Annotated in this window: 22 protein-coding genes; 7 read left to right on the forward strand and 15 right to left on the reverse strand. The window is 51.4% G+C overall.

Translation table 11 applies throughout. From position 1 onward, the window contains the following. Positions 1 to 5 precede the first annotated feature (5 nt). From AB1F12_RS16620 to rho, 5 genes are read right to left on the reverse strand one after another with little or no spacing between them, the layout of a single operon-like run. Positions 6 to 794, reverse strand: coding sequence for a ParA family protein (locus AB1F12_RS16620; RefSeq protein WP_368188400.1), 789 nt, complete (start codon positions 792 to 794; stop codon positions 6 to 8). 4 nt (positions 795 to 798) lie between these two features. Further along, on the reverse strand, positions 799 to 1,416 hold the full coding sequence (gene rsmG, locus AB1F12_RS16625; protein WP_368185567.1) for a 16S rRNA (guanine(527)-N(7))-methyltransferase RsmG: 618 nt from the start codon (positions 1,414 to 1,416) through the stop codon (positions 799 to 801). After that, positions 1,413 to 3,281: a tRNA uridine-5-carboxymethylaminomethyl(34) synthesis enzyme MnmG gene (gene mnmG, locus AB1F12_RS16630; RefSeq protein ID WP_368185568.1), complete on the reverse strand. Its 1,869-nt coding sequence runs from the start codon at positions 3,279 to 3,281 to the stop codon at positions 1,413 to 1,415. The genes rsmG and mnmG overlap by 4 nt, the downstream gene beginning before the upstream one ends. 20 nt (positions 3,282 to 3,301) lie before the next feature. Further along, positions 3,302 to 4,585 (reverse strand): tRNA uridine-5-carboxymethylaminomethyl(34) synthesis GTPase MnmE, encoded by a 1,284-nt coding sequence (gene mnmE / locus AB1F12_RS16635; RefSeq protein ID WP_368185570.1) that lies wholly within the window; start codon positions 4,583 to 4,585, stop codon positions 3,302 to 3,304. After that, complete coding sequence (gene rho / locus AB1F12_RS16640) at positions 4,586 to 5,857, reverse strand: transcription termination factor Rho (RefSeq protein ID WP_368185571.1); 1,272 nt, start codon at positions 5,855 to 5,857, stop codon at positions 4,586 to 4,588. It lies immediately after the preceding gene. 503 nt (positions 5,858 to 6,360) lie between these two features. Here rho and AB1F12_RS16645 point away from each other — a divergent pair. From AB1F12_RS16645 to dnaQ, 4 genes are read left to right on the forward strand one after another with little or no spacing between them, the layout of a single operon-like run. After that, complete coding sequence (locus tag AB1F12_RS16645) at positions 6,361 to 6,960, forward strand: nucleoside triphosphate pyrophosphatase (protein WP_368185572.1); 600 nt, start codon at positions 6,361 to 6,363, stop codon at positions 6,958 to 6,960. Continuing rightward, on the forward strand, positions 6,957 to 7,787 hold the full coding sequence (locus tag AB1F12_RS16650) for a shikimate dehydrogenase (protein ID WP_368185573.1): 831 nt from the start codon (positions 6,957 to 6,959) through the stop codon (positions 7,785 to 7,787). Before AB1F12_RS16645 ends, AB1F12_RS16650 begins: the two co-directional genes overlap by 4 nt. A 35-nt stretch (positions 7,788 to 7,822) precedes the next feature. Then, positions 7,823 to 8,380, forward strand: coding sequence for a dephospho-CoA kinase (gene coaE / locus AB1F12_RS16655; protein ID WP_368185574.1), 558 nt, complete (start codon positions 7,823 to 7,825; stop codon positions 8,378 to 8,380). Then, the gene (gene dnaQ, locus AB1F12_RS16660) at positions 8,373 to 9,059 is read left to right on the forward strand and encodes a DNA polymerase III subunit epsilon (RefSeq protein ID WP_368185575.1); all 687 of its coding nucleotides are present in this window, start codon (positions 8,373 to 8,375) and stop codon (positions 9,057 to 9,059) included. The genes coaE and dnaQ overlap by 8 nt, the downstream gene beginning before the upstream one ends. A gap of 2 nt (positions 9,060 to 9,061) precedes the next feature. Here dnaQ and secB read toward each other — a convergent pair whose 3' ends face one another. Together secB and AB1F12_RS16670 are read right to left on the reverse strand one after the other, a co-directional pair. Next, complete coding sequence (gene secB / locus AB1F12_RS16665; RefSeq protein ID WP_368185577.1) at positions 9,062 to 9,574, reverse strand: protein-export chaperone SecB; 513 nt, start codon at positions 9,572 to 9,574, stop codon at positions 9,062 to 9,064. Positions 9,575 to 9,631: 57 nt separating this feature from the next. Next, positions 9,632 to 10,123, reverse strand: a complete 492-nt coding sequence (locus AB1F12_RS16670) for an FxsA family protein (RefSeq protein ID WP_368185580.1) — start codon at positions 10,121 to 10,123, stop codon at positions 9,632 to 9,634. A 103-nt stretch (positions 10,124 to 10,226) separates the two neighbouring features. Here AB1F12_RS16670 and AB1F12_RS16675 point away from each other — a divergent pair, with 103 nt between their 5' ends. From AB1F12_RS16675 to AB1F12_RS16685, 3 genes are all read left to right on the forward strand, one after another. After that, on the forward strand, positions 10,227 to 10,883 hold the full coding sequence (locus tag AB1F12_RS16675; RefSeq protein WP_368185582.1) for a Tim44/TimA family putative adaptor protein: 657 nt from the start codon (positions 10,227 to 10,229) through the stop codon (positions 10,881 to 10,883). A gap of 83 nt (positions 10,884 to 10,966) precedes the next feature. Then, positions 10,967 to 11,941, forward strand: coding sequence for a murein transglycosylase A (locus AB1F12_RS16680; RefSeq protein ID WP_368185584.1), 975 nt, complete (start codon positions 10,967 to 10,969; stop codon positions 11,939 to 11,941). Further along, a complete protein-coding gene (locus tag AB1F12_RS16685; protein WP_368185587.1) occupies positions 11,938 to 12,528 on the forward strand; it encodes a Smr/MutS family protein in 591 nt (196 codons plus the stop codon). Before AB1F12_RS16680 ends, AB1F12_RS16685 begins: the two co-directional genes overlap by 4 nt. A 2-nt stretch (positions 12,529 to 12,530) precedes the next feature. Here the strand turns inward: AB1F12_RS16685 and AB1F12_RS16690 are convergent, their stop codons facing one another. The 8 genes from AB1F12_RS16690 to trxA all read right to left on the reverse strand — a co-directional run bounded on the left by AB1F12_RS16690 (position 12,531) and on the right by trxA (position 20,684). Beyond that, on the reverse strand, positions 12,531 to 13,631 hold the full coding sequence (locus tag AB1F12_RS16690) for an alpha/beta hydrolase (RefSeq protein WP_368185589.1): 1,101 nt from the start codon (positions 13,629 to 13,631) through the stop codon (positions 12,531 to 12,533). 106 nt (positions 13,632 to 13,737) lie between these two features. Next, the gene (gene nadC, locus AB1F12_RS16695) at positions 13,738 to 14,589 is read right to left on the reverse strand and encodes a carboxylating nicotinate-nucleotide diphosphorylase (protein WP_368185591.1); all 852 of its coding nucleotides are present in this window, start codon (positions 14,587 to 14,589) and stop codon (positions 13,738 to 13,740) included. After that, complete coding sequence (locus AB1F12_RS16700; RefSeq protein WP_368185593.1) at positions 14,586 to 16,142, reverse strand: L-aspartate oxidase; 1,557 nt, start codon at positions 16,140 to 16,142, stop codon at positions 14,586 to 14,588. The genes nadC and AB1F12_RS16700 overlap by 4 nt, the downstream gene beginning before the upstream one ends. A gap of 3 nt (positions 16,143 to 16,145) precedes the next feature. Continuing rightward, positions 16,146 to 17,198 carry a quinolinate synthase NadA gene (nadA, locus tag AB1F12_RS16705; protein ID WP_368185595.1) on the reverse strand — a complete coding sequence of 351 codons (1,053 nt, stop codon included), beginning with the start codon at positions 17,196 to 17,198 and terminating at the stop codon, positions 16,146 to 16,148. A 169-nt stretch (positions 17,199 to 17,367) separates the two neighbouring features. Next, complete coding sequence (hslU, locus tag AB1F12_RS16710; protein WP_368185597.1) at positions 17,368 to 18,669, reverse strand: ATP-dependent protease ATPase subunit HslU; 1,302 nt, start codon at positions 18,667 to 18,669, stop codon at positions 17,368 to 17,370. After that, positions 18,666 to 19,700: an aldo/keto reductase gene (locus AB1F12_RS16715; protein WP_368185598.1), complete on the reverse strand. Its 1,035-nt coding sequence runs from the start codon at positions 19,698 to 19,700 to the stop codon at positions 18,666 to 18,668. The genes hslU and AB1F12_RS16715 overlap by 4 nt, the downstream gene beginning before the upstream one ends. Beyond that, complete coding sequence (gene hslV, locus AB1F12_RS16720; protein ID WP_368185599.1) at positions 19,697 to 20,254, reverse strand: ATP-dependent protease subunit HslV; 558 nt, start codon at positions 20,252 to 20,254, stop codon at positions 19,697 to 19,699. The genes AB1F12_RS16715 and hslV overlap by 4 nt, the downstream gene beginning before the upstream one ends. A 109-nt stretch (positions 20,255 to 20,363) precedes the next feature. Continuing rightward, on the reverse strand, positions 20,364 to 20,684 hold the full coding sequence (gene trxA / locus AB1F12_RS16725; RefSeq protein ID WP_368185600.1) for a thioredoxin: 321 nt from the start codon (positions 20,682 to 20,684) through the stop codon (positions 20,364 to 20,366). Positions 20,685 to 20,729 lie beyond the last annotated feature (45 nt).

The raw sequence follows: 20,729 nt of genomic DNA on the forward strand, positions 1-20,729 counted from the left end.
ACTCCTCAACTGGGTCTGGCTGCCAAAACTTCCTGAGCTAGCGACAAATATGCCTTACTACCAGCAGAAGTTGGGTCGTAATCAAGAGCAGACATAGCAAATGAAGGGGCTTCGCTAAGTCTTACGTTGCGAGGTATCAAGGTTTTGAACACCAAGCTTCCTAGGTTTTCACGCGCATCTTCTTGCACTTGTTGACTTAGATTGTTGCGCTTGTCGTACATCGTTAACACTACCCCTTCTATACGAAGGGACGGGTTTGCCGTTTGCCGGACCTCTCTAACTGTTAACATCAGCTGCGACAAACCCTCTAGTGCAAAGAATTCGCTTTGGAGAGGCACAATTACCGAATGACTTGCAATCAACGCGTTAACGGTCAAAAGATTCAAAGAAGGCGGGCAATCGATCAAGATATAGTCGAACTCATAAAGATCAATCGATGGTTGCCGCAATGCATCATGCAATAGGTGCGATCGTTTTTCGTTTGACATCAACTCTATATCAGCTGAGCTTAGGTCAGTCGTGGCCGGGATTAGGGAAAGTCCCTCAATTTCAGTCTCTTGAACAACATTCTGCAGCGCTTCATCAGACATGAGCAAATCGTAAACAGAGTATTCCCTTTGATCGGCTTCGATACCCAAACCGGTTGAAGCATTTCCTTGAGGATCTAAGTCAACCAGAAGCACTTTCTTTTCAAAATGAGCGAGAGCAGCTGCGAGATTAATCGCTGTTGTCGTTTTACCAACGCCACCTTTTTGGTTCACCACTGCCATAATTTTGGGTTCAGAACTTCGCATAATATCAGGCACGCCTAATCCCTTTCAAACTCAGTATTTTCGCCTCAGGGTCGGTTTTACTTGGAATAATTGTTGATTGAAACCGCCACTTTGTCTTGGCCTGCTCGAGCTCTACATCTGCGTTGCGACCTTTTGGAAAGATTGCCAGCCCATCCTCAATTAAAAATCTATGTGCATATCCAATTAGCGTTGGTAAATCCGCCAATGCACGTGCCGATACAATATCATACTTAAGATCAAAAATATTCTCGATCCGTTCAGAAATAATTTCTAAGCTTGCTGAATTTCCGAGTTCACGTTTGGCTGTTCGCAGAAATGCTGATTTGCGCTGATCTGATTCAACAAGCGTTACCTGTAAATCCGGTCTCAATTCTTGCGATATGATGTGTAGGACAACACCGGGCAAACCTCCACCACTTCCTAAATCTAGCCACTTTTTCGCATTTTTCGGCGCAACCTGCCAAATTTGCGCTGAATCGACGATGTGTCTGCTCCACGATTCCTCAACCGTTGAGGGGGATATTAGATTTATCTTTTTCGTCCACTTTAGGAGTAACGCCTGAAATAATTCGAGTTTTTCGATTGTTTCACGTGAAACACTCAATCCAACTTCTCGGTTCATGCGGATCCTCGCATCGACGCTTTTTTAATCGCAGACAGTAACAACAAAAGCGCAGCCGGCGTCATACCTTCTACCTTAGACGCATGCGCAATGGTCTCTGGGCGTGTAAATTGAAGCTTTCCAGCAAGCTCATTAGACAAACCCGGGATCAGTGCATACTGAAGATCAGCTGGAATTTTTTGCCCCTCTTCAGACTTTAACAGTCCAATGTCCTTTGCTTGCCGCTCTATATAATGTGCATAGAGCGCATCACGTTTAACTTGCAACAAAACATCATTGTCAAAATCAGATAGCCGCGGGGCATACTTCACAATATCAGACACCTCAACATCACTCAGCGCGAGCGCTTGGTTCCCGGTTTTTTTGGGCCCATCAGGATTTAGTTTAGCCCCCCCTGCCGCAAGTTGCCGGGATGTAACAACAATCTGGCTCAATACTTGCTTTGCAGAGGACAAGCTTTCTGCCTTACTTGAATACAAAGCCCAGCGTTTATCCGAAACACATCCAACATTTCTACCAAACTCTGTAAGACGCTGATCAGCATTGTCAGCCCGCAACGAAAGACGAAACTCAGCGCGCGAGGTAAACATCCGGTAAGGCTCTGTCACCCCACGCGTAATAAGGTCATCAAGCATGACGCCGATATATGACGTTGTTCGGCTAAACAGAATGCGATCTGAGCCTCTAGAAGCTGACGCCGCGTTCAATCCGGCAACCAAGCCCTGTGCAGCCGCTTCTTCGTATCCAGTTGTACCATTAATTTGCCCAGCAAGGTACAGGCCCGGAATTTCTTTTAACTCAAGCGACTGAGAGAGAGCACGCGGATCTACATAGTCATATTCGATGGCGTAACCTGGCTGTAGAATTTTCGCGTTCTCTAGGCCAAAAATTGAGCGAACATATTGATCCTGCACATCAACGGGTAGTGAAGTCGAAATTCCATTGGGGTAAACAGTGGTATCGTTCAGTCCTTCGGGTTCCAGAAATACCTGATGCGAGTTTTTGTCAGAAAATCTGACAATCTTATCTTCAATCGATGGGCAATATCGCGGTCCTACGCCATCAATGTGCCCGCCATACATCGCTGACTTTTCGAGGTTTTCCCGAATAATATCATGTGTTTGCGAATTAGTATGAGTAATCCCGCATACAACCTGCCTCGCCTGAGGAGATTTGTTGTAAAACGAAAACATTGTCGGAACTTCGTCACCAGCTTGAGCCTCTAGCACATCCCACCGAATTGTTTTTCCGTCTAGTCTAGGTGGCGTTCCCGTTTTCAAGCGCCCCATCGGTAGTTTGAGATCGTACAATCTGTCAGCCAGAGCAACGGAAGGATTTTCCCCCATTCTACCAGCGCGAATTTTTTCCGGACCGATGTGTACCAACCCATTTAAAAACGTTCCGGTAGTTAAAATGACCGACTTGGCTTCGACAGCAACTTGATCTGACAGAACCACACCGCTGATCCGGTTGTTTTCTAAACGCAAATCAGAAACTTCGCCGCAAATGACATCCAAATTTTCGGCATGTTTTACTTCGTGCTGCATGCCATTCAGGTACAGCTTTCTATCTGATTGCGCCCGAGGGCCCTGAACTGCAGGGCCTTTCTTTCTGTTAAGTAAACGAAATTGGATACCAGCAACGTCTGCAACACGACCCATCGCGCCATCGAGCGCGTCAATTTCGCGAACCAAATGCCCTTTGCCAAGACCTCCGATTGCAGGATTGCAGGACATCACGCCAATTTTTGTGCTATCAAGCGTAATCAATGCGGTTTGTGCACCCATCCGTGCAGAAGCAAGGGCTGCTTCACAACCTGCGTGACCACCGCCAACCACAACAACATCATACTTTGAATGTTTCACGTGAAACACTCCTGTGTTTTCTATTTTCCAATGCAAAAACTCGTGAAAATCTCATCTAGTAGATCTTCAACATCAACTCGACCAACAATAGCATCAATTGAGCGAATAGAATGCCTGAGGAGCTCTGCAACTATGTCAGGCAAACAATGATCTTGGTTTAGCATTTCTTGAACCTCACACAAAGACATATTCGCATCAATTATTGATTTACTATGCCGTTCACGAATAGCCAAACCCGCCCCAGATGCCTTGGATGAAAGAATAGTGGATATCTGCGAAATCAAATTTTCTAAGCCACTGCCGGATTTAGCAGAAATACTTAATCCTGGGGCCTCGTATACGTCGTTTTTCGCCCAAACAACCAAATCTTCACTTGATAGTTCAAAGTCAATATCTTGGTCGGGCAACAACAGATAAATGCGTAGATCAGCTAGATCAGCTCGACGGAGCGCGCGATCAATGCCAATTTTTTCAATTTCATCCCCTGCCAGACGCAACCCAGCCGTATCTAAGAAGGTCACAGCCAAGCCATTCAAATCCATTTTGACTTCGATGACATCTCTCGTCGTTCCCGCGATATCTGATGTTATCGCCGCTTCTCGCCCTGCCAATGCGTTCAGTAACGTTGATTTTCCGACATTCGGGGCGCCCAAAATCGCAACCTCAAAGCCATCACGAATACGTTCAGCAATCTTAGTTCCTGAACTTTCAGAGACGAGTTCTTCTTGGACCTCTGAAAGCAATGCCTTCACCTCAGGAAAAACATCAACGGGCACATCTTCATCGACAAAATCAATCGTTGCCTCGATCAAAGATGCTGCTCTTATCAACTTTCGGCGCCAAGTTTCGGCCTTTTCGCCGAGCGCACCAGAAAAAACTCTAAGCGCCTGCTTTCGTTGGGATTCAGTTTCTGAATCAATCAAATCTGCTAGACCTTCAACCTGCGCAAGATCTAAGCACCCATTTTCTAGCGCCCGTCGCGTGAAATCCCCGGGCCCAGCAGCAGAAAGTTCGGGAAAATTATCTAGCTCACGCAATACGGCCGAAACAATTGCCTGACTGCCATGCAGATGCAGCTCAACAACTTCTTCCCCCGTAAAGCTCGCGCCTGACAGAAATGTCAAAACCAACGCCTGATCAAGAATTTCGTTATCTCGCGATCTAATTGTACATAAACGCCGCCCACTTTCGGGCAGCGTTCCTGACATTTTTTCCGCGGCTGTTCGGGCCTTTGGCCCAGAAATTCTTACAATCGCAACGCCAGCCTTACCTGGTGCCGTGGCTTGTGCAAAAATTGTACTCATCTAGGTATTCATTGAGTCAAAGAATTCAGAGTTCGTCTTGGTCTGTTTCAACTTTGAAATCAGAAATTCGATCGCATCTGTGGTCCCCATCGGGTTCAGAATACGACGCAAGACATATGTTTTCTGTAGATCAATCTTATCAACCAACAGGTCTTCCTTTCGGGTGCCGGATTTCAGAATATCCATCGCTGGGAAGACGCGTTTGTCAGCAACTTTGCGATCCAGAACAATCTCAGAGTTACCCGTCCCTTTGAATTCCTCAAAGATAACCTCATCCATACGGCTACCCGTATCAATCAAGGCTGTTGCAATAATCGTAAGCGAGCCACCTTCTTCGATGTTCCGCGCCGCACCAAAGAAACGCTTCGGTCGTTGCAGTGCATTTGCGTCAACACCACCGGTCAATACCTTACCAGAGGATGGCACAGTTGTGTTAAAGGCTCTACCAAGTCTTGTGATTGAGTCCAGCAAGATAACAACATCTCGTTTATGCTCAACCAATCTCTTGGCTTTTTCGATCACCATTTCTGAAACGGCTACGTGACGCGATGCAGGTTCATCAAAGGTAGAAGACACAACCTCGCCCTTCACCGAACGCTGCATATCTGTAACTTCTTCTGGGCGTTCATCAATCAGCAAAACAATCAGATAACATTCTGGATGATTGGCAGCGATCGAATGCGCGATATTTTGCAGCAAAACCGTTTTACCAGTCCGAGGTGGCGCAACGATCAACGAACGCTGCCCTTTCCCAATTGGCGCGACCAAATCGATAATCCGTGCAGACCTGTCTTTGATCGTTGGGTCTTCGATTTCCATGTTCAGACGTTCGTCTGGATAGAGTGGTGTTAAGTTGTCAAACGCGACTTTATGGCGGGCTTTTTCTGGGTCTTCAAAGTTGATCTTTTCAACTGATGTCAGCGCAAAATACCGCTCATTGTCGCTCGGGGCTTTGATCACGCCTTCGACGGTATCACCTGTACGCAATGCAAATTTGCGGATCATTTCTGGTGACACATAAATATCGTCCGGCCCAGCGAGATAGTTCGCCGCGGTGGATCTTAAAAAGCCAAAGCCATCCTGCAGAACCTCTAGTACGCCGTCGCCACCGATTACCCATTCATCTTCGGCGCGTTCCTTCAAAATCGAGAACATCATTTCGCCCTTACGCATCGTAGACGCGTTTTCGATCTCAAGGCTTTCTGCCATTGATAACAAATCCTTAGGACTGTTTGCTTTGAGCTCGGCGAGATTTAGACGATCGGTGGACATGCAATAATTCCTATACGGCCAGGGCCGTTTTTTTTAGCATTCAAGTGAAAGTGGTGTTCCCGGACGGGCACCGTTGAATAACCTCATATGAGGTCTGTTCGTCTGAGTCAATTCTGAGAAAAAAGGAACAAAGCGCTGCGTGTTATCAATAATAAATTAAAGAATAGAAGAGATGATGATGATGTTAGTAAGGTGGATAAGTTGGGTTTCAGGAGTTTCCCACAGCCTTATCCTGTGGTGATGTGGTTGCTTTCGAACGTGGCAGATCACTCTCTCAGTTTAATAATTCCTTTACAAATAAGACGGCACAGCCAGCGTAGCGCTGGTGACACATCCCCGGAAACGTCATACTGATCCACAAGCGGAACTTATCCTTATCCACGGTGGAAAAATGGTGACAAAATTTCTGAAACAACGCCCTCTTTCCACATGCGGTTTTAGTAACCACATTTTAACCAGTTTCATCCTGACCTCTCCCACCAATTTTACGCTGGTTTATCCACATGAATAACCACATAATTCTTGCGTCAAATTCGCAAATACGGGCAACTTTGCTCCGAAATGCGGGTGTTTCTTTCGACGTTTTGGCCAAAAAAATCGACGAAGAATCGATTCGAGCTTCCTTACAAGCAGAAGAAGCGTCACCGCGGGACATAGCGGATGCACTGGCAGAAATGAAAGCCGCACGGGCCGCTGAAGCGCACCCAAATTCCTTTGTGTTGGGCTGCGATCAGATTTTGGCCTTTCAACAAAACTGTTTTGCCAAACCAGCAGACAAAAATGACGCACGACAGCAGTTGCAACAGCTGCGTGGAAAACAACATCAGTTGTTGTCCGCGGCCGTTCTGTATCATGAAAACAAACCCATTTGGCGGCATGTGGGTCAGGTTCGGTTGACTATGCGACCCTTTTCGGACGCATATTTGGACGATTATTTGGACAGAAACTGGGACAGCATTCGACACGCTGTGGGCTGTTACAAACTCGAAGAAGAAGGCGTGCGCCTGTTTTCACGTGTTGAGGGCGACTATTTCAATGTCCTTGGACTGCCGTTACTAGAGTTCTTGTCATACCTAACACTTCGCGGAATACTGCCCAAATGACCCAACATATCATTCCTCTGGCTGGTGTGATCGGCCACCCGATTGCACATTCCAAGAGCCCGCGTTTGCACAAACACTGGCTTAAAAAACACGGCCTGCCCGGCGACTATATCCCTATGGATGTCAAAGAGGCAGATTTGGAACAGGTTATTCGCACCCTTCCAAAGGCAGGTTTTGTGGGTGTGAACATCACCATTCCACACAAAGTGTCGGTTTTGCAGATTGCGGATTTGGTCACAGATCGCGCGACGCTTATCGGGGCTGCCAACACGTTGATTTTCCGCAAGGATGGAAAAATTCATGCTGATAATACAGACGGTTATGGGTTTATTTCCAATCTAAAACAGGGCGCGCCGGGTTGGCGTGCAGATACTGGGCCAGTGACTGTTTTGGGCGCAGGCGGTGCTGCGCGGGCGGTGATTTCATCCCTGATCGAAGTCGGAGCCAAAGAGATTTTGCTGACCAATCGCACCCGCCCTAAAGCCGAAGGGTTGCAGGCCGAGTTTGGGTCTAAAGTACGGGTAATCGATTGGGTGCAGGCCGGAAATGCGATCGAGGACGCGGCGACTTTGATCAACACCACATCACTGGGCATGGAAGGTCAGCCAGAATTGCGGGTTCCGCTGGATGGGCTTCAACGTGGGTCTGTTGTGACTGATCTGGTGTACACGCCAATACAAACCCATTTGTTAAAAACCGCTGAACAGGCGGGATGCGTCACGGTGGATGGGTTAGGGATGTTGCTGCATCAGGCCGTTCCGGCATTTGAACGGTGGTTCGGCATCAGACCCGTTGTTGATGTTGAGACACGCGCGGCAATTCTATGAATCCGTACCTATTGGGATTAACTGGATCCATCGGGATGGGTAAGTCCACGACCGCGCAGATGTTTCGCGATGCTGGGCTGGATGTCTGGGACGCAGATGCGGCTGTGCACCGGCTATATGCAAAAGGTGGCGCCGCTGTTTCACCGATCCGCGCAACGTTTCCGTCGGCAATTGAGGCAGGGACAGTGTCGCGGGAAAGGCTGAAACAGATCATTGCACAGGACAACACGGCGCTTAGCCAGATTGAAAAAATTGTGCACCCCCTTGTTGCAGCGGACCGTGCTGATTTCATTGACCAAGCAACTTCGGATATTGTTGTATTGGACATTCCGCTGTTGTTTGAAACAAATTCCGAAAGTCAGTTTTCTGGTATTTTGGTTGTTTCCGCCCCGGCGGAGTTACAGAAAAACCGTGTCTTGGCACGCGCGGGTATGACAGAGGCCCAATTTGACACTATTCTGGCCCGACAGGTTCCTGACACAGACAAAAGAGCCAAGGCAGATTTTGTAATCGAAACCATTGATCTGGAACAGACACGGCAATCTGTTACGGATTTGATTGCAGATATCCGAAGGAACCATATCCATGCGTGAAATCGTGCTTGATACTGAAACCACCGGGTTTGAGCCCGAGGACGGCGATCGTATTGTCGAAATTGGTGCTGTGGAATTGCTGAACCATGTGCCAACGGGTCGGACCTATCATCAATATATCAATCCAGAGCGATCCATGCCCAAAGAGGCGTTTGATGTGCATGGGCTGGGCGATGAATTTCTGGCGGACAAACCAGTTTTTGCCAAAATTGCGCAGGACTTTATCGATTTTGTCGGGACGGATCTGATGGTGATCCATAACGCGTCCTTTGACATGAAGTTTCTAAACGCAGAGCTGCGTTGGCTTAATCGTCCACCTTTGCCGGTGGATCAGGCGTTAGACACATTGGCGATTGCGCGACGTCGTTTTCCTGGCTCCCCTGCATCGCTGGATGCTTTGTGCCGCCGGTTTGGGATCGATAATTCGTCACGTACCTTGCACGGCGCGTTGTTGGATAGTGAAATCCTGGCCGAAGTGTATCTGGAACTGATCGGGGGGCGTCAGCCTGACTTTGCGCTGTCCAATTCAGGCACGGCAAAGAAAAGCGGTCTGCAATCTGATGATTGGCGTCCCAAGCCCCGTGAAACGGCGTTGCCGCCACGTCTGACCGAGGACGAAATCGCCGCCCATACTGCCTTTGTTGACAAATTGGGCGACGACGCGCTTTGGAAGAAGTGAGCTTAGGCGTCGGCTTTGCCGTTTGCCTCAGCTTGGGCCTGTGCACGGCGCGCGATTTCGTTGCGATACAGCGCAACAAAATCAATAGTTTCAAGGTTCAGCGGCGGGAAACCACCGTCGCGGGTCACGTCTGAAACGATGCGGCGCACGAATGGGAACGTAATGCGTGGGCATTCGATCAACAGATAGGCGTGCAATTGCGGTGCGGGAACGCCTTCGATTTTGAAAACGCCGGCATATTCCAACTCAAGGATAAACAGCGGATCGCCTTTGTCCTTGGTTTTGGATGTGATGTTCAGCTTGGTGATGACTTCGTATTGTTCGTCATCTGTGCCGCGTTTTTTGGCGTCCAGGTTCACGCCGACCTGAATTTCAGGCTGCACTTCGCCGCTCACGCCTTTTTGGGCCATGATATTTTCAAACGACATGTCGCGCACATATTGTGCCAAAACGCGTTGCGAAATTTGCAAAGGCTGCTGAGCTTCAGTCGCGCCTGTTTCCGGTGTGTCGGTCATCTAGGAATGCTCCAGTTGAATAATTTGCGCTATTCCTAGCAGCCTCGTGGCAGGGCCTCAATGCCGAGTCCAGCCCGAGGGGGAATGTGTGGCGCGATTGTTGGGGTCAACTTCGGTAAATTCGCCGTCAATGACGTGATCATCAGGATGTTGGGGGCGATTTGGTCCGGTATTTGGCGGTTGACCCATTGTGAAACTCTGAACGTTCACTTTGGACTTAAGCCATTGAAATACACGGGACCGTACACCGGGCACCAACAAAGAAAACCCAACGATATCTGTGAAAAACCCCGGTGTCAGCAACAACGCGCCCGAAAACAGGATCATCGCCCCATGCGCCAAAGGTTCCGTAGGATCATTCAGTTGCGAAAAACTGCTGCGAAGGCGCGTCATTTCGGCCGCTCCCTGACTGCGCACCAAATGGGACCCCAAAAAAGCCGTCAAAACCACGATTAATAAGGTGGGCCATAACCCAATTGCACCGCCAACTTGAATGAATAGGGCGATTTCAATCAGCGGGATCGCGATAAACAAACCTAAAAGCCACATATGTGAACCTCACTTGCTGGGTGTCGAAGGTGGACTTGGCCCACCCCCTCACCTACATAGTAATGTGAATGACAGATTTCCACGTCCGACCAAAGGGTAACACATGAATTCGCCCATTATTCAACTTATCGTCCTTGCTGGCGTTGCCATCTTCTTGATCCTGCGTTTGCGCAGTGTTCTGGGGACGCGGGATGGTTTTGAACAACCACGTGAACGCGCGGAACAGCAGCCAAATCCACGCCGTGAATTCGAAGTGATCGAAGGTGGCCCAGATCGCGACATCACAGATCACGTCGAAGAAAACAGTGATGACGCCAAAGCGTTGGCAGCCATGAAGAAAGCTGAACCTAGTTTTGGGGTCAGCGATTTCATGCAGGGCGCACGCGGGGCCTATGAAATGATCCTAATGGCGTTTGAACGCGGGGATCTGGGATCAGTAAAAGCGTTTTTGTCCGACGATGTTTATGCCGCGTTTGCTGGTGTTGTAGAACAACGGGAAAAGGATGGCGTCACCATCGAGGCAACCTTTATCGGGGTGGCAGATATGGCCATCCAAGAGGTTGAATTCGACGAAGTCACCTCTGAGGGCGAAATCAGCATGCGTTTTGTGGGCGAATTGACGTCGATTGTACGCGATAATGCCGGTGACGTGATCGAAGGCAGCGACACCGAGATTAAGCGCCAGCGCGATATCTGGACATTTGCACGTAAAATGGGTGCGAATGATCCAAACTGGCAATTGGTCGCTACGTCAGAATGATGTTTGGCACGACCCTTGCCGCGCGCATTAAGCGTGCAATGTCAGGGGTCGCGCTGACTGGTTTTTTGATGTCTGGGGCAGCTATGGCTGAAACAAATGTCCAGTTGATGCGTTTTGACGACCTGTTTGGCTGGGCAGAAGATGACCATCAGGCGGCGTTGGACACTTTCCGTATGACCTGTCAGGATTTCGACGATCCCGATTGGAACACCCTGTGCGACATTGCGGCGACGCAACAAAATCCGCGTGACTTCTTTGAGCTGTTTTTCAAACCTGTTTTGATCAGCGACGGTGAGGCGGGATTGTTCACCGGATATTTCGAACCCGAACTACAAGGCGCGCGACGCCCTGATGAACGGTATCGTTTCCCGATCTACCGCCTACCGGCCGAAGCGCGATCAGGTCCATGGTTGACCCGTCGCCAAATCGAAGAAACCGGTGCCCTGCAGGGTCGTGGGCTGGAAATTGCTTGGGTTGATGACTCGGTTGAGGCTTTTTTCCTGCAAATTCAGGGATCTGGGCGTATTCGTATGAATGACGGATCTGTGGTGCGTGTTGGGTATGGTGGCAAAAATGGCCGCAATTATTCGTCCGTAGGTGCGGAATTGGTGCGGCGCGGCATTTATGAACCTCACCAAGTGTCCGCTCAGGTGATCCAATCCTGGGTGCGCAACAATCCCGTGGCGGGTCGCGAATTGCTGTGGGTTAACGATTCCTACGTGTTTTTCCGCGAAGTGAGCGAAGTGCCTGCCGATCGCGGACCATTGGGCGCGATGAACAGGTCCATAACCGAAATGCGATCCATCGCCGTTGATCCGGAATACACCCCATTAGGCGCGCCCGTTTGGATCGAAAAGGAAGGCGCAACACCCCTGCGTCGGTTGATGATCGCCCAAGATACCGGATCAGCCATCAAAGGCGCACAGCGCGCCGACATATTCTATGGAACCGGGGATCAGGCCGGTCGGCTGGCTGGTCGCATTCGTGATGGCGGACGCATGATCGTGCTGCTGCCAATCCAGAGGGCCTATGCGATGCTGCCAGAGGGGCTGGAATGAAAAAGCCCCGGCATCTAAGCCCGGAGGAACGCGCATTATGGGAAGAAGTGGCCAAACGAACCGAACGGATGGACCGCCCTGCCCCAGCCCTTAAACCCCCGGCCAAGAAACCAAACCCAACAATCCCCCGCCCCCACGTGACGCCAATGGACCGGACGTTTCGTGTTGGACAGAATGTGGACCATCACCGGGATCATGATCTGGTCGCTGGGTTGTCACGGCAATTGGCAGCGGCACCGGTCAACATGGATCGCAAAAGCTTTACCCGTCTGAAACGAGGAAAGCTAAAACCCGAAGGCCGGATCGATTTGCACGGCATGACATTGGCACAGGCGCATCCTGCTTTGATGTCATTTGTTCTGGGTGCGCATCAAAACGGAAAACGGTTGGTTTTGGTGATCACAGGCAAAGGCAAATCGCGTGACCAAGGCGGCCCGATCCCAACGCGTCTTGGGGTTTTACGCCATCAAGTGCCGCAATGGTTGGCCATGCCGCCGTTGTCACAGGCAGTTTTGCAAGTAACCGAAGCCCATATCAGCCATGGCGGCCATGGCGCCTATTACGTGTATTTAAAACGTATTCGTTGACGTCATTGCGGCTGCAACAGGCCGGGTGACAGGATCAATTGGGTGGCGTTTTGCATGGTGATCACGGTGCCCGGCAATAAACCGGACCGCCCTGACCTATCGTCCCTAAATGCCTCACTGACCAACGAACCGCGGCTCAGCAATGCGATCAACGCGGGCGACGTTCCCACAGTAAAATGACCCAATGGCCCATCCGTAAAGGCGCTGACATCTACAACAGTGACCGGCAATTCGGCCACAGGTTCGGCATCACGAATAGCGCCTAAACGTTCGCGAACCCCAGTCAAACGCGCTGACAATTGCAACGCGCGATCCCGTTGCGAAACAAAGATGGCAAACGGTTGTGGCAGGTCTTGGATCCGATCCGCCTGTGCGCGAAACAGATCAACCGAGATGTCAGGCGAAATCAAAACCACCCCAGACAAATGATCATTTGACCAGCCAGGTTGCGTCAATTCGATCTGCCGCAGGGTTTCCATCACCAATAGGGTCCCCATCGAATGGCCAGTCAGAATGACACGATCTGCGCCGCTTTGGGACACTTCGAATAACACCTTTTCCAGCTCATCCCGTGCGGCCAGAACGGAATCCAGATCATGCACATAGCCAAATGGGTTCATCGCGCTGGGCCATGAATAATGGACGGCCGTGGCTGGCACTTCAAAGTCATGCATGATCTGCGCCATACGAAAAATACCGTCGGAAAAGCTGTTATTGTATCCATGAACGTAGATCATCACTTCGCGTTCACCGGACGGTTGCTGAACCAACGCAGCGTTCAAGGACCTGATAAATTCGGCCCCATTTTCGATCTCGGCCTGTTGCGTAACCGCAAAATGGCGGCTGGGATCTGTTCGGTTTTGGTTGGTTCTGACGCTGCCTGTACTGCGTTGCGTTGGGATTGAAACCTCAACATCCAAATACGAAACATGATCGCCCCGCCGGCCTAAAAACTGGCCTAATTCGTTCTGAACCCGGTTCGTCGCCACAAAAATCCGCGTTGTCTGAACCGTTTCATCGCCAGTTGAAATGTAAGGAATGATCGACCGGTCGACGCAGGCACCCAGAACGATGACACAAAGCAAAAAGGGGATCAGCCGCATAACATTCAATTCGCTGTTAATAAAATAGACCGTAGGAAAATGGCCCTAAACCTGTATTGCGCGTCCACCATTGTATTGCAACGAAACCTTGACCGGATGTTTTAGGTTAAAAATCCAGACCCAAATCCAATGTGCGCACAGAATGCGTCAATGCGCCGGATGAAATGTAGTCAACGCCGGTTGCCGCCACTTCTGCGATGCGGTCCAGTTTCATGTTGCCTGATGCCTCTAGCACCACGCCGCCACGTGTCAGATTTACAGCGTCCTTTAGGGTCGGAGTGTCCATATTATCAAGCAGAATAACATCTGCCCCACCAATCGTAAGCGCTTGTTCCAATTGATCAATTGTGTCGACTTCCAGCTCAATTTTCATCATATGAGAGGCCACTGCCTTGGCCGCATTCAGCGCCTGTGAAATACCGCCTGCGGCTGCGATGTGGTTGTCTTTGATCATGATCGCATCCGACAGATTTTGCCGATGATTATGCCCGCCACCGTGCAGCACGGCCTGTTTTTCAACGACCCGCAAACCGGGTGTGGTTTTGCGCGTGCAAGTGACCCGTGTGGCTGTGCCTTTGGTTTGGGCGACAAATTTGCTGGTCAATGTCGCGATCCCAGTGAGCCGACCGGCAAAATTCAGCGCCACACGTTCCGCCGAAAGGATTGATGACGCTTTGCCGCGGATGACCATCAAAACGTCACCCGTTTCACAGGGCTGGCCGTCGTGAATAACCGGTTCGATATCCAAAGCCGGATCAATCAGGTGAAACGCAATACGCGCGATCTGCATGCCGGAAACGACGCCATTTTCGCGGGCATTTATCCGGGCCTCATACGTGACATCAGACGGGATAACCGCGCGCGTTGTTACATCGCCATAAGTTCCAAGATCCTCCATCAAGGCCGCCCGAACCATGGGTTCGAGGATCAAATCGGGCAATTCATTGAATGCGGTCATGAGGTTTCCTTCATAGCTTTGTCACGTATCGCCAGGGCCTGGGTCAAAGTGATTTTGGTGCGTTCGGCCTGATTAGGGTCTGTTTCTGGAAAATCTTCGCGCAGATGCCCGCCTCGGCTTTCTTGTCTTTGCAGGGCGGCGGCGGTGATCAATGTTGCGGTTGCGGTCATATTCAGGAACGTTGCGTTGTCTGACTGACTGGCTTCGATGTCGGCAATATGTCTAAGCGCCGTGGTCAAACCTTTGGCGTTGCGCCGGACGCCGACATGCGCCGTCATGGTTTCACGCAGCTTTTTTAACGCATCAGCGTCAATCTGATCGCCACCTTTGGTAAATTGCACCTCAATCTCAGGGGCCGTGGTTTTTGCGACTTTGTCAGCGATGTCAGTCGCGGCATTGCGGGCGTAAACCAATGCTTCTAGCAATCCGTTCGACGCTAGCCTGTTGGCGCCATGCAAACCGGTCGATGACGCCTCTCCGCAGACCCAGAGATTGCCGAGCGAAGATCGTCCTACGTCGTCCGTATCTACGCCACCCATGTGATAATGCGCGGCGACGGCGACGGGAATTGGGTCAGAAACAGGGTCTATTCCGGCCCGATTACAGGTTTCAGCGACAGATGGGAACCGTGTCAAAACATCCGCGCCTAACGCATCCCGCGTGTCGAGCATGGGCCTGTTCCCGGCTTGGGTTTGGGCAAATATTGCGCGCGCCACCACATCACGAGGAGCCAGTTCCGCGTCAGGATGAACATCCAGCATAAACCGATGACCGTGTTTGTTGATCAATACGGCACCATCACCGCGCAACGCTTCGGTGGCGAGAGGGGCGGGATCCTCTCCGATATCAAAGGCGGTGGGGTGGAATTGCACAAATTCCGGATCACCAATGACGGCACCAGCGCGGGCGGCAAAACCGATGACCTGACCGCGAATGCGCGGCGGGTTGGTTGTGTGGGCAAATAACCCGCCAGACCCACCACCGGCCAGCAATACGGCGGGGCAATTGATCAAAACCGGTTCCGAAGGGCAATCCGCTTGGGTAATCCAAAGCCCGGTTACGGTTTCATCCTTAACCTCTAGCTGGGTGGCCAACGCATTTTCCAACACCTGCACCGAAGGCGCGGCCCGAACGACCGCGATCAACGCCTCCATGATTTGTTTGCCAGCTTGGTCGCCTTGGACGCGCACCACGCGGGCGGCGGAATGGGCGGCTTCGCGGCTCATGACGTAATCACCATCCGCAGAGCGATCAAAGGGTGTTCCCAGCTCGGTCAGATCAAGGATATGTTCACGCGCAACGCGGGTCACCATGTCGGCCACATCTGGGTCAACTGTGCCCGCCCCGGCGATGATTGTGTCGCGGGCGTGCGCCTCTGGGCTGTCGGTGTCCGCCATGGCGGCCGCAACCCCGCCTTGCGCCCAAGCAGAGCTGGCGCCCTCTCCCAAGGTTTCAGGCGAGATCATCAAAACGGGGCGCGGCGCCAGCTCCAGCGCGGCATAGAGCGCACCCAGCCCTGCGCCGACGATGACAATGCGGTCCGTTTTGATCACGTCTTAAATTCCCAGTTTTTGGCTAAGGTCGATCATCCGCTGAACCGCAACTTTGGCTTTTTGTGCAACGTTAGGGTCGACTTCGACCGGTTCTGACATCGTGTGCAGCGACCACAGGATTTTTTCCAACGTGATCTTTTTCATAAAGGGGCACATGTTGCAGGGGCCGACAAAATCAACATCCGGCAAAGCATCAGCAATGTTTGAGGCCATCGAACATTCGGTGACCAACATTGCCTTTTCGGGGCGATTGTCAGTGACGAATTTGATGATGCCGCTGGTCGATCCGCTGAAATCGGATTCATCCACTACATCAGGCGGGCATTCAGGATGTGCGATGATGCTGGTGCCGGGATTCCATTCGCGGAAATCCTTTAGATCCTGCGCGGTGTATTGTTCGTGAACGATACAGGACCCTTCCCACCAGACGACGTTTTTCTGAGGCACGTCACGGGCAACGTTTTGGGCCAGATATTGATCCGGCGTCATGATGACGGTGTCGTTTTCCATCGCCGCCACGATTTGCGCAGCGTTTGACGATGTACAGCAAATGTCGGATGCGGCTTTGACTTCGGCGGTGGTGTTTACATAAGACACAACCGGCGCGCCGGGATATTTGGCGCGCATTTGCGCGATGCCATCGGCGGTGATGCTCTCTGCTAGTGAACATCCTGCTTCCATGTCGGGGATCAGAACCGTTTTAGATGGGTTCAGGATTTTTGATGTTTCAGCCATGAAATGCACACCGCATTGCACGATGACATCTGCTTCGACTTCCACTGCCTTGACCGCCAGTTGCAAACTATCACCGACAACGTCCGCCACACCGTGGTAGATTTCGGGCGTCATGTAGTTATGGGCTAAAATGACGGCGTTACGTTCCTTTTTCAGCGCATTAATCGCAGCCACATAAGGGGCGTATGTGGCCCAATCGACCGGGTTCACAACACGGGACATTTTTTCGTAAACGTCCTGCATCTGCTCCGCGAGTTCGGGATTGGGCGACAGGTCATAGGCCTCAGACAGTTCCAGGCGCATGGTATTCAGGTCAAACATCTCAGTTCCTCCCTCAGAGGTAGTGTCAGCCAACTGGGTGGCGCTTTCTTTCATTTAGGGGGGATACGATCAACCATTGAGGGGGAAAATTCGCCATTTTCACCCTTTGGCAACAAAAAAGGGTCCGAAAACAGGTGTTTCGGACCCAATTTAGAACATTTGTTTCCCGTTACAGGACGTAGCGACTGATATCGACGGATTTTGACAGCTCGCCCAGATGCTGTTCAACAAAGCTGGCATCAACGACGATTTCTTCACCAGCCCGGTCTGGTGCGGTAAAAGAAACCTCCTCAAACACGCGCTCTAACACCGTATAAAGCCGCCGTGCGCCGATGTTTTCGACACTTTCGTTCACGTCTGCCGCGATTTTGGCCAGTGCAGCGATGCCTTCGGGCGCAAAGGTGATCGTCAGGTCTTCGGTCGCCATCAGGGCGGTGTATTGCAACGTCAGCGCATTATCCGTTTCGGTCAAAATGCGGACAAAGTCATCCTCTGTCAGGGCGCGCAGGTTCACGCGGATCGGCAAACGACCCTGCAATTCGGGCAACAGATCCGACGGTTTGGCGATGTGAAACGCACCTGATGCGATAAACAAAATGTGGTCGGTTTTGACCGCGCCATGTTTGGTGCTGACGGTTGTGCCTTCGATCAGAGGCAACAGATCGCGTTGCACGCCTTCACGGGAAACATCGCCGCCGCGGGCATCCTGACGGGCGCACACTTTGTCGATTTCGTCCAAAAACACGATGCCGTTTTGTTCAACTGACTCCAGCGCGGCCTTGGTGACGGTTTCGTCATCCAGCAGTTTGTCCGCCTCGTCGCTGATCAGAACGTCATAGCTTTCGGCGACGGTAACCCGTTTTTTAACGGTGCGCAGGCCAAAAGCTTTGCCAAAGATATCGCCCAGATTCATGCCCTGCATTTGCGGCTGACCGGGCACCTCAAATCCGCCCATCGGGTTGGATGTGTCGGTTAATTCCAATTCGATCAACGTGTCGTCCAATTCACCGGATTTCAGTTTCCGACGGAACATATCGCGGGTCTGATCGCGCGCATCTGTACCTGCGATGGCGGTGATCACACGTTCCTCGGCGGCTTCATGGGCCTTTGTCTTGACGTCTTCGCGCATCCATTCACGGGTTTGCGCAATGGCACTATCGACCAGATCGCGGATGATTTGTTCCACATCACGCCCAACATAGCCGACTTCGGTAAATTTAGTCGCCTCAACCTTTAGGAATGGTGCGCGGGCCAGTTTGGCCAAGCGACGCGAAATTTCGGTTTTGCCAACGCCAGTGGGCCCAATCATCAAAATGTTTTTGGGGTACACTTCGTCGCGCAGATCATCGGCCAATTGTTTGCGGCGCCAACGGTTTCGCAGCGCCACAGCGACGGCGCGTTTCGCATCATTTTGGCCAATGATGAAACGATCCAGCTCTGATACGATTTCGCGGGGTGTTAAATCTGTCATGACAGAGCCTTTGTAAATGTTTCGTCCTTCATCATCGCGTCAAACCATTCCGGATAGCGGCGAATAGGTTTGGTGGTATCATCAATTGCCGCGATTTCTGCGGCGCTTAGGTTGATGTCCACGACCTTTAGGCTCGCTTCCAGCTGGCTTTGTTTACTGGCGCCGATGATGACCGTGTGGCTGCGGTTTTTGTGCAAAATCCAAGCCTGAGCTGCCTGTGCAATGGTGACATTATGGGTATTTGCAGCGGATTCCAGTGCGGCCAAAACGGCCCGCGCGTGATCCGGCGCCACTTGCAAGAAGTTGCCTTCGCTGAGCCGACCGTCGCCGCCTTCTAGGTCAGATGGGTCGTATTTTCCGGTTAACAGACCGCCGGCCAAAGGCGACCACGCCATCAGACCAACGCCCATATCATCCGCCATTGGCAGCACGTCGATTTCGATGTCGCGGTTAACAGCATTGTACAGGTATTGCCCGGCCACGAACGGGCTGAACCCGTTGTCCTTTTGCATTTGAACCGCGCGGGCAACCTGCCATGCGGGCCAATTGGAACAGCCAATGTAGCGAATTTTCCCGCTATCTATCAGAGCTTGCAGAGTTTTCAGGGTCTCTTCTATAGGGGTGGTAAAATCGGTTTTGTGCAGCACAAACAGATCGATCCAGTCTGTGTTCAAACGTTTCAGGCTGCCTTCGACGGATGAAATCAGGTGCGACCGGGACAATCCGGCATCGGTGATCCGGTCGGTTTGTCGAAACCCGGCCTTGGTGCAGATCACCGCGTTTTGACGTTTGCCTTTTAGTGCATTGCCCAAAATCGTTTCGGCCTGCCCGTCAGAATATCCATCCGCGCTGTCAAAGAAATTTACACCCTGATCCAAGGCGCCATCGACCATGCGATTGGCGTCATTTTGATCCACTTTGGCAATGCCGGGAATCCAGTCAGCACCACTGGTGAATGTCATCGTGCCCAAGGCAAGCCGCGACACGACAAGCCCGGAATTTCCCATTCGGGTATAGGTCATGTCGGTCATGCTGGGATGCTTTCAACTGTTAGTTTGCCATTTGTGTACACACAGATATCGGCGGCGATCGCCATGGCTTTGCGTGCAACCGCTTCGGCGTCTAGATCGCTGTCCATCAATGCACGACCAGCAGCCAAGGCATAATTCCCGCCCGATCCGATCGCCGTGACATCATGTTCAGGTTCCAAAACGTCGCCCGCACCGGTGATCACAAACAGGTCGGACCCATCGGTCACAATCAGCATCGCCTCTAGCTTTTGCAGGTATTTGTCGGTGCGCCAATCTTTGGCCAGTTCGACGCTCGCGCGGGCCAATTGTCCCGGCGTGGCTTCTAGTTTCTTTTCAAGCCGTTCCAGCAATGTGAACGCATCCGCCGTAGAGCCGGCAAATCCGGCAATTACATCATTGCCGCCAACATTCAACCTGCGCACTTTGCGGGCGGTCCCTTTGATTACGGTTTGGCCAAGGCTGACTTGTCCATCACCTGCGATCACAACTTTGCCGTCTTTTCGCACGCCGATAATCGTGGTGCCATGCCAGCCGGGAAATTCACTGTCTGCCATATTCTGTCCTCTTTAATCACAACTTATATGGCCCCGCCCGTGCATCAGGACAAGCCGACAACGCAAAAGGGCGCCACATTGGGCGCCCCTTTACGATTTTTAAAAGCAATTAGATGCTTTCGTTGATCCAACCCTGAAGCGCAGCCTTGGGTGCGGCCCCTGCACGGTTTGAAACAACTTCACCTTTGTTAAAGATAAACAAAGCAGGAATGCCGCGCACGCCCATTTGGGCGGGGGAATTCGGGTTTTCGTCTACATTCACTTTGACGATCTTAACCTTGCCGTCCATTTCGGCGGCGATTTCTTCTAGTGCGGGGCCAATTTGTTTACATGGTCCACACCATTCAGCCCAGAAATCCACAACTACGGGAACATCTGACTGACGCACTTCTGCATCAAAGGTATCGTCGGTGACAGCTACAGTTGCCATGGTATCTCTCCTTGGGCGCAATATGTTGTTGGTCGGAACCTAGGC

The organism is Aestuariibius sp. HNIBRBA575, from assembly GCF_040932005.1.
Lineage (GTDB): Bacteria > Pseudomonadota > Alphaproteobacteria > Rhodobacterales > Rhodobacteraceae > CANLNM01.